Annotated in this window: 9 protein-coding genes; 4 read left to right on the forward strand and 5 right to left on the reverse strand. The window is 64.4% G+C overall.

Translation table 11 applies throughout. The annotated features are described in order from the left end of the window. Window positions 1-77 precede the first annotated feature (77 nt). Both zapE and IRZ77_RS26435 read left to right on the forward strand, forming a co-directional pair. Complete coding sequence (gene zapE / locus IRZ77_RS26430; RefSeq protein ID WP_196174627.1) at window positions 78-1,184, forward strand: cell division protein ZapE; 1,107 nt, start codon at window positions 78-80, stop codon at window positions 1,182-1,184. 14 nt (window positions 1,185-1,198) lie between these two features. Next, window positions 1,199-1,780, forward strand: coding sequence for a DinB family protein (locus IRZ77_RS26435; RefSeq protein ID WP_196174628.1), 582 nt, complete (start codon window positions 1,199-1,201; stop codon window positions 1,778-1,780). Window positions 1,781-1,908: 128 nt separating this feature from the next. Here IRZ77_RS26435 and IRZ77_RS26440 read toward each other — a convergent pair whose 3' ends face one another. From IRZ77_RS26440 to IRZ77_RS26455, 4 genes are all read right to left on the reverse strand, one after another. Then, the gene (locus tag IRZ77_RS26440) at window positions 1,909-2,907 is read right to left on the reverse strand and encodes an alpha/beta fold hydrolase (RefSeq protein ID WP_196174629.1); all 999 of its coding nucleotides are present in this window, start codon (window positions 2,905-2,907) and stop codon (window positions 1,909-1,911) included. Window positions 2,908-2,982: 75 nt separating this feature from the next. Next, on the reverse strand, window positions 2,983-3,420 hold the full coding sequence (locus IRZ77_RS26445; RefSeq protein ID WP_013971818.1) for a YqaA family protein: 438 nt from the start codon (window positions 3,418-3,420) through the stop codon (window positions 2,983-2,985). After that, a complete protein-coding gene (locus IRZ77_RS26450; protein WP_046615899.1) occupies window positions 3,420-3,851 on the reverse strand; it encodes a DUF411 domain-containing protein in 432 nt (143 codons plus the stop codon). The genes IRZ77_RS26445 and IRZ77_RS26450 overlap by 1 nt, the downstream gene beginning before the upstream one ends. Window positions 3,852-3,862: 11 nt before the next feature. Continuing rightward, window positions 3,863-4,027, reverse strand: a complete 165-nt coding sequence (locus IRZ77_RS26455; protein WP_196174630.1) for a hypothetical protein — start codon at window positions 4,025-4,027, stop codon at window positions 3,863-3,865. Between the two features lie 90 nt (window positions 4,028-4,117). Here IRZ77_RS26455 and IRZ77_RS26460 point away from each other — a divergent pair, with 90 nt between their 5' ends. Further along, window positions 4,118-4,768, forward strand: a complete 651-nt coding sequence (locus tag IRZ77_RS26460) for a hypothetical protein (RefSeq protein ID WP_085601648.1) — start codon at window positions 4,118-4,120, stop codon at window positions 4,766-4,768. 9 nt (window positions 4,769-4,777) lie between these two features. On the opposite strand, the gene trhP is transcribed toward IRZ77_RS26460, so the two are convergent. After that, window positions 4,778-6,097 (reverse strand): prephenate-dependent tRNA uridine(34) hydroxylase TrhP, encoded by a 1,320-nt coding sequence (trhP, locus tag IRZ77_RS26465; RefSeq protein WP_046615901.1) that lies wholly within the window; start codon window positions 6,095-6,097, stop codon window positions 4,778-4,780. Between the two features lie 133 nt (window positions 6,098-6,230). On the opposite strand from trhP, the gene IRZ77_RS26470 reads away from it, so the two are divergent. Next, window positions 6,231-7,295 carry an AI-2E family transporter gene (locus IRZ77_RS26470; protein ID WP_046615902.1) on the forward strand — a complete coding sequence of 355 codons (1,065 nt, stop codon included), beginning with the start codon at window positions 6,231-6,233 and terminating at the stop codon, window positions 7,293-7,295. The last annotated feature ends 201 nt before the right edge of the window (window positions 7,296-7,496 follow it).

Consider the following 7,496-nt stretch of genomic DNA (forward strand, 5'->3'; position numbering starts at 1 on the left):
GGCGAATATTGCTGGGGCCGCTGCGCGGCCCTTTCGCGACACAAGGCCGCTCCCACAAGGTATGTGTAGAATGCCGCATGGTTATGAATCCCCATTCCCTCTACCAACAGGCCCTGACCACCCAGGGCTATGTCGCCGACCCCGCCCAGGCCCGCGCCGTCGAGGCCTTGCAAGCCTGTTTCCAGGCTGTCGAACAAGGCTGGTCCACCCAGGGCATCTACCTCTGGGGCCCGGTCGGGCGAGGCAAGACCTGGCTGATGGACCAGTTCCACCGCTGCCTGCGGGTACCCAGCCGGCGTCAGCATTTCCATCACTTCATGGCCTGGGTCCACCAGCGGCTGTTCCAGCTCAACGGCACTGCCGACCCGCTGCTGGCGCTGGCTGGGGAACTGGCCGGGCAGATTCGCGTGCTGTGCTTCGACGAGCTGTTCGTCAACGACATCGGTGACGCGATCATCCTCGGCCGACTTTTCCAGGTGCTGTTCGACCAAGGCGTGGTGATCGTCGCCACCTCCAACCAGCCACCCGAGCAGCTCTACCGCGACGGCTTCAACCGCGAGCGTTTCCTGCCGGCCATCGCCGCCATCCAGCGGCACATGCAGGTACTGCCGGTAGCCGGCGAGCAGGACCATCGCCTGCACCCCGGCGTCGAGCGCCAGCGTTACTGGGTGGAGAAAGCGGGCCAGGCCAGCCAGCTAGCCGAGGTGTTCCGCCAGCTCAGCCCCGGCGATGCAGGTCACGATCAGCCCTTGGCAATCGGCTCCCGGCAGGTGCAGGTGGTGCGGCGCAGCGCGCAGGCCATCTGGTGCCGCTTCACCGACCTGTGCGAACAGCCACTGGCGGCCATGGAGTTCATGGCCCTGTGCGACCGGTTCCCGGCCATCCTGGTGTCGGACATTCCGGCGCTGGGGGGTGAACAGCGGGCCGGCCGCATTGCCCGGGGCACCGAGGATGCGGCGGCGCGGGTGGTGGCGGGTGATCGCGAGCTGCCGGCGCTGTCGCCCAAGGACGACGCAGTGCGCCGCTTCATTGCCCTGGTCGACGAATGCTACGACCGCCGGGTGGCGTTGTACCTGGAGGCACAGGTGCCGCTGGATGCGCTCTACACTCAAGGGTATCTGGCGTTCCCGTACCAACGGACCCTGAGCCGGCTACGGGAGATGCAACTGCAACGCTTCGCCTGAAAAGGAGCCGAACCATGGAGCCGCTGTCGCATCATCTGCTGACCCAGGCCTACAACAATGGCTGGGCCAACCACCGTCTGTACAAGGCCTGCCTGCAACTGACCCAGGACGAATTCGTCGCCCCACGCTGCAGCTTCTTCCCGTCGATCAAGGCCACACTGAACCATCTGCTGACAGTGGACTGGTTCTACCTGCACATGCTCGAGTGCGAGCAGCGTGGCGAACAGCCCGACGCCGACGGCGAGCGTTTCTTCGACCCGGAGCAGCCATTTGCCACGTGCACCGACCTGCATGCCGAACAGGCCCAGGCCGATCACCGGCTGATCGCCTATTGCCGGGGCCTGCGCGATAGTGAGCTGGGGCGCTATGTGAGCATCGTGCGCCCTGAGCGAGTACAGCGCGAGCAACGGCTGCGGTTGTTGGCGCACCTGTTCGAGCACCAGATGCATCACCGTGGGCAGGTGCATGCGATGCTCAGTGACACGGCAGTGAGGCCGCCGCAGCTGGATGAGTTTTTCTGCGAGGAAGAGGCGGGGTTGCGGGCGGCGGACTTTGCCGAGCTGGGCTGGACCGAGGAGCAGGTCTGGAAAGTGTAGGGGGCTGCTTTGCAGCCCTTCGCGGGCTCGCCCGCTCCCACAGGTACTGCACAGGTTTTGGCAGCTGTGCACTACCCGTGGGAGCGGGTGAGCCCGCGAAGGGCCGCAAAGCGGCCCCCAAATTAGATCTAGCGCCCTAACCACTCCACCAGCGTACGGTTGAACCGCACCGGCTCCTCGATCTGCGGCGCATGCCCCATGCCTTCAAAGGTAATCAGCTCACCCTTGGGAATCAGCTTGGCCACCTGCGGCCCCAGCACTGCATACTTGCCCAGCTTCGCTTTCACCTCCGGCGGCGCGATATCACTGCCAATGGCTGTGGTGTCCCGGTCACCGATCAGCAGCAGGGTGGGCATCTGCAGCTCCTTGAACTCGTGGTACACCGGCTGGGTGAAGATCATGTCGTAGATCAGCGCCGAGTTCCACGCCACCGCTTCATGCCCCGGCCCCTTGTTCAGGCCCACCAGCATCTGCACCCAGCGCTCGTACTCCGGCTTCCAGCGCCCGGCGTAGTAAGTCTTGCGTTCGTACTCGCGCACGCCTTCGGCATCCAGCTTGAGCTCGCGCGCATACCACTGGTCCACCGTACGGTAGGGCACGCCCAGGGCTTTCCAGTCTTCCAGCCCGATGGGGTTGACCATCGCCAGGCGCTCCACCTGCTGCGGGTACATCAAGGCATAGCGGGTGGCAAGCATGCCGCCGGTGGAATGGCCGAGCACGATGCTTTGCTTCACGCCCAGCTGCTCGAGCAGGGCATGGGTGTTGCTCGCCAGCTGCTGGAAGCTGTACTGGTAATACGCCGGCTTGCTGGAGCTGCAGAAGCCGACCTGGTCCGGGGCGATGACCCGGTAGCCAGCCTTGCTCAGGGCGTTGATGGTAGTTTCCCAGGTGGCAGCGCAGAAGTTCTTGCCGTGCATCAGCACCACGCTGTGGCCGTTGGCCTGGCCCTGGGCGGGCACGTCCATGTAGCCCATCTGCAGGGCCTGGCCCTGGGACTTGAAGTCGAAATGCTTGAGCGGATGCGGGTAGCTGAAGCCCTCCAGATGGGGGCCGTAGGTGGGCGATTCGGCGGCGATGGCCGAACTGCCGGCGAGGCAGGCCAGGGCCAGGGCGGTTGCGCGCAGCATGGGGGCACTCCGTGTAGGGCCATGTAGGAAGGGGCGACTGTAACAGCCAGTGGACCACGCGGAACGTGAAAGGTGTTACCAGGCGTGAAACCAGCCCAGGGTAATCATCGCCAGCACCCCATAGCGGCCAGCCTTGGCCAGCGTCACCAGCAGCAGGAAGCGCCAGAACGGCTCACGCATGATGCCGGCGATCAGCGTCAGCGGGTCGCCGATCACCGGCATCCAGCTGAGCAGCAGCGACCATTGACCCCAGCGCTGGTAGCGCTGTTGCGCGCGCTCCAGCTGGGCAGGGCTGAACGGGAACCAGCGCTTGTCGCGCAGGTGCTCGATGGCCCGGCCCAGCACCCAGTTGACCACTGAGCCCAGCACATTGCCCAGGGTTGCCACCAGCAGCAGGGTGGCCCAGGCCTCGGGCTGGCGCAGCAAAAGGCCGACAAGCACGGCCTCCGATTGCAGCGGTAGCAGGGTGGCGGCGCCGAAGGCGCTGAGGAACAGCGCCCACAGGCTTAGCATCAGTAGTTGGCGACCACGGTGTCCTTGCCGTCCTGGGTCACGCCGATGACCTGATAGGCATCCTTGTGGTCACCCATTTCCATGCCCGGCGAGCCCATCGGCATGCCCGGCACCGCCAGGCCCTTGAGGTCGTTGCGCTTGGCCAGCAGGCGCACCTGCTCGGCCGGCACGTGGCCTTCGACGAACTTGCCGTCGATCACCCCGGTATGGCACGACGCCAGGCGTGGTGCCACGCCCAGGCGTTGCTTGACCTCGCTCATGTTTGGCTCGACATGGTCGTTGACGGTGAAGCCGTTGTCGCGCAGGTGGCTGATCCAGGCCTTGCAGCAACCACAGTTGGGGTCGCGGTAGACGTCGATGGTCTCGCCAGCCTGGGCCAGGCCAGTGACAGCCAGCAGGCCCAGGGGCAGCAGGTGTTTACGCAGCTTCATGAAGCACCTCTTCAAAAACGTGGGCGGATACCGGCGACCAGGCCTGTGCCTTGCACGCGCCCGGTGCCGTTAAGGCCCCAGGAGCGGTCCGGTATCCATCGGTTGGCCAGCAGCATAGCGCAAGCGGCTTTCTGGCGCAGCGCGGCCTGTTGCTGTTCGCCAGCGTTGTCAGGCACCCAGTCTACCTGCCTGGTAGTGGTTCCGGATGCCGGCCTGTCATCACGCTGGCTAACGTGCGGCACACCTATCTGAGAGCCTGCTGGATCATGACGCTACCCCTGGACTGCCTGTTGTACTCCAAGACCAATCTGATCGGCATCGGACCAAACCTGTCCGACGAGGAACGCCAGGACGTGCAAACGTTGCTGGACCATGCCGATGAGTTCGCAAGCCGCTTCCTCGACCGGGACGAGCTATGGAAAAGCTGGTTCGACCGCTTCCGCAATCGCCTGGAGAAACATGGCTGCGTAAAGACGGCCGCCCTGGAGTTGCCGCCCCAGGTCATCAGGGATCATGACGATTTCGATACCAGGCTCGAGCCCATCGGCACAGGCAGCACACCGACGCTGTTGGCCCAACTGGCGCGTGCCTCCATGCAGGAACTGCGAATCAGTGCACACGCCAGCAAGTTCCTGCAGTCTGGCTGGCAAAACGACGTCGCCTCATCGTTTCTGATAACACCCTGCCAGAAGGACGAGGAAGGCCAGATCCATCTGGCGGTCTACTCGTTTCGCTTCAATGGCACGGTGGAGATGCGCGACTTCGGATTCTGGAGCGAGGCCCAGCGTGACATCGTCGTGTGGAACACCGGCACTGTTTACCGTTTTGACCTGGAACGTTTCGCCGCTTTTCGTCAGCAGATTCGTAAAGAGTTGGGCGACCGGCGCCTTGGCGCCATTACCAGGATTGAGCTCTAGCCACCTCGCTCAAGCTGGCAGGTCACGCATCAGCAGGCCGTATGCCAATGGCACCTGCTCGGGAACAGGAAGGTAGATGGTGTGGCCATCGCCCGGGGCGACCTGCAGCGGTTGCTGCTGGCCATTGCTCATATGCTCGAGATCGAAGTGGTAGTTGCCGCGTGGGGTCATCAGTTCCAGGTGGTCACCCACGGCGAAGCGGTTCTTTACCTTGACCTCGGCCAGGCCGTCCACGCGCAGGCCGGTCAGTTCGCCGACGAACTGCTGGCGTTCGGACACCGAGTTGCCGCGTTGGTAGTTCTGGTATTCGTCATGCACGTGACGACGCAGGAAACCTTCGGTGTAGCCGCGCTGCGCCAGAGACTCGAGGTTGTCCATCAGCGAGCGGTCGAATGGCCGCCCGGCCACCGCGTCGTCGATCGCCTGGCGGTACGACTGCACGGCGCGGGCGCAGTAGAAATGCGACTTGGTGCGGCCTTCGATCTTCAGCGAGTGCACGCCGATGGTGGCCAGGCGCCCGACGTGCTGGATGGCGCGCAGGTCCTTGGCGTTCATGATGTAGGTGCCGTGCTCGTCTTCGAACGCCGGCATTTCGGTGCCGGGGCGGTTGCTTTCCTGCAGCAGGAATACCTGGTCGGTCGGCGCACCCAGGCCCAGCGTGGGCTGCACCTCTCGCACAATGTCGCCGGTGGCGTTCTCGGTGGCTGGGGTGGCGTCGTACTTCCAGCGGCAGGCGTTGGTGCAGGTGCCTTGGTTGGCATCGCGCTTGTTGAGGTAGCCAGACAGCAGGCAACGACCGGAGTAGGCCATGCACAGGGCTCCATGGACGAACACCTCCAGCTCCATGTCCGGCGCCTGCTGGCGGATTTCCTCGATCTCTTCCAGCGACAGCTCGCGCGACAGGATCACCCGGCTCAGGCCAAGTTGCTGCCAGAACTGCACGCTGGCCCAGTTCACCGTGTTGGCCTGCACTGACAGGTGCACTGGCATCTGCGGGAAGTGCTGGCGTACCAGCATGATCAGGCCTGGGTCGGACATGATCAGCGCATCCGGGGCCATCTCGATCACCGGCGCCAGGTCCTTGAGGAAGGTCTTGAGCTTGGCATTGTGCGGGGCAATGTTGACCACCACGTAGAAGCGCTTGCCCAGGGCATGCGCCTCCTGGATGCCCAGGGCCAGGTTGGCATGGTCGAACTCATTGTTGCGCACCCGCAAGCTGTAGCGTGGCTGGCCGGCGTAGACCGCGTCGGCGCCGTAGGCGAAGGCGTAGCGCATGGTCTTGAGGGTGCCGGCGGGGGCCAGCAGTTCGGGCTTGGCGATAGGGTTCATGTGCGCACCGGAGCAAAAGGCGCGGATGCTAGGGCTGGCAGACACGGCGCGTATTGACTTGCATCAAGGGAATGACGGCACTTTTACCAAGGCGCGGTGCACTAATAACGCATAAGCCATGCGAGGAACCGCGATGAACCAGACCGCCCTGCAGAACAAAGCCCTGGCAGTACTGCTGGCGCTGGTGACCATCGCCTTCATCTGGATCCTGTTGCCGTATTACGGTGCCATCTTCTGGGCGGTGATACTCGGCATCCTGTTCGCTCCGCTGCAGCGCCACCTGCTGCTGCGTTTTGGCCGTCGGCGCAACCTGGCCGCGGCAACCACCTTGCTGGTGTGCCTGCTGGTGGCGATCCTTCCGGTGATCATCACCAGCGCGCTGCTGGTGCAGGAGGGCGCCACCCTGTACCAGCGCATCGAGCATGGGGAGCTGGATATTGCCGGCTATGTCGAGCGCGGCAAGGACATGCTTCCGGCTTTTGCCCAGCGGGGGCTGGACAGCATGGGCATGGGCAACCTCGACGGGCTACGCGACAAGATCACCAAATGGGCAACCCAAGGCAGCCAGGTGCTGGCCAGCCAGGCGTTCAACTTTGGGCAGGGCACCTTCGAGTTCGTGATCAGCTTCGGCATCATGATGTACCTGTTGTTCTTCTTCCTGCGCGAAGGCGCGGAGGTCGCCCGCCAGGTGCGTCTGGCAGTGCCGCTGCCTGAACACCAGAAGCGCCGTTTGCAGCTGAAGTTCAACCGTGTGGTGCGGGCGACGGTGAAAGGTAACGTGCTGGTGGCCATTACCCAGGGGGCGCTGGGCGGTTTCATCTTCTGGGTGCTGGGTATCCCGAGTGCGCTGGTGTGGGCGGTGCTGATGGCGTTTCTGTCGCTGTTGCCGGCGGTAGGTGCGGGGATCGTGTGGGCGCCGGTAGCGGCGTATTTCCTGCTGACCGGTGCAATTTTGTCGGGGGTGATCCTGACCGCATTCGGCGTGCTGGTGATCGGCCTGGTGGACAACTTGTTGCGGCCGATCCTGGTGGGCAAGGACACGCGAATGCCGGACTACCTGATTCTGGTGTCGACGCTGGGCGGGCTGGCGGTGTTCGGGCTCAACGGCTTCGTGATCGGGCCACTGATCGCGGCACTGTTCGTGTCGAGTTGGGCGATCTTCGCGGCAACCAAACCCCGGGTGCAGTTGCCGGAGTAGGGGCGGGCCTTGCTGGGGCTGCTTTGCAGCCCATCGCCGGCAAGCCAGCTCCCACAAGTACAGCGTTGTTCTCAAGATTGTCGCTGGACCTGTGGGAGCTGGCTTGCCGGCGGTGGGGCGGCCGGCGGCCCCCCCGCGCGGGGGGGGGGGGTTTTTGGGGGTCGGCCCGGGGCCCCGGCGCGGGGGGGTTGGGGGCGACCT

This window comes from Pseudomonas pudica, from assembly GCF_015680405.1.
In the GTDB taxonomy this organism is placed as follows: Bacteria; Pseudomonadota; Gammaproteobacteria; order Pseudomonadales; family Pseudomonadaceae; genus Aquipseudomonas; species Aquipseudomonas pudica.

What these genes read in the sequence shown, in the direction of transcription:
- zapE (WP_196174627.1), top strand. Translation starts at nt 78, where the DNA reads ATGGTTATGAATCCCCATTCCCTCTACCAACAGGCCCTGACCACCCAG.
- IRZ77_RS26435 (WP_196174628.1), top strand. Translation starts at nt 1,199, where the DNA reads ATGGAGCCGCTGTCGCATCATCTGCTGACCCAGGCCTACAACAATGGC.
- IRZ77_RS26440 (WP_196174629.1), bottom strand. Translation starts at nt 2,907, where the DNA reads ATGCTGCGCGCAACCGCCCTGGCCCTGGCCTGCCTCGCCGGCAGTTCG.
- IRZ77_RS26445 (WP_013971818.1), bottom strand. Translation starts at nt 3,420, where the DNA reads ATGCTAAGCCTGTGGGCGCTGTTCCTCAGCGCCTTCGGCGCCGCCACC.
- IRZ77_RS26450 (WP_046615899.1), bottom strand. Translation starts at nt 3,851, where the DNA reads ATGAAGCTGCGTAAACACCTGCTGCCCCTGGGCCTGCTGGCTGTCACT.
- IRZ77_RS26460 (WP_085601648.1), top strand. Translation starts at nt 4,118, where the DNA reads ATGACGCTACCCCTGGACTGCCTGTTGTACTCCAAGACCAATCTGATC.
- trhP (WP_046615901.1), bottom strand. Translation starts at nt 6,097, where the DNA reads ATGAACCCTATCGCCAAGCCCGAACTGCTGGCCCCCGCCGGCACCCTC.
- IRZ77_RS26470 (WP_046615902.1), top strand. Translation starts at nt 6,231, where the DNA reads ATGAACCAGACCGCCCTGCAGAACAAAGCCCTGGCAGTACTGCTGGCG.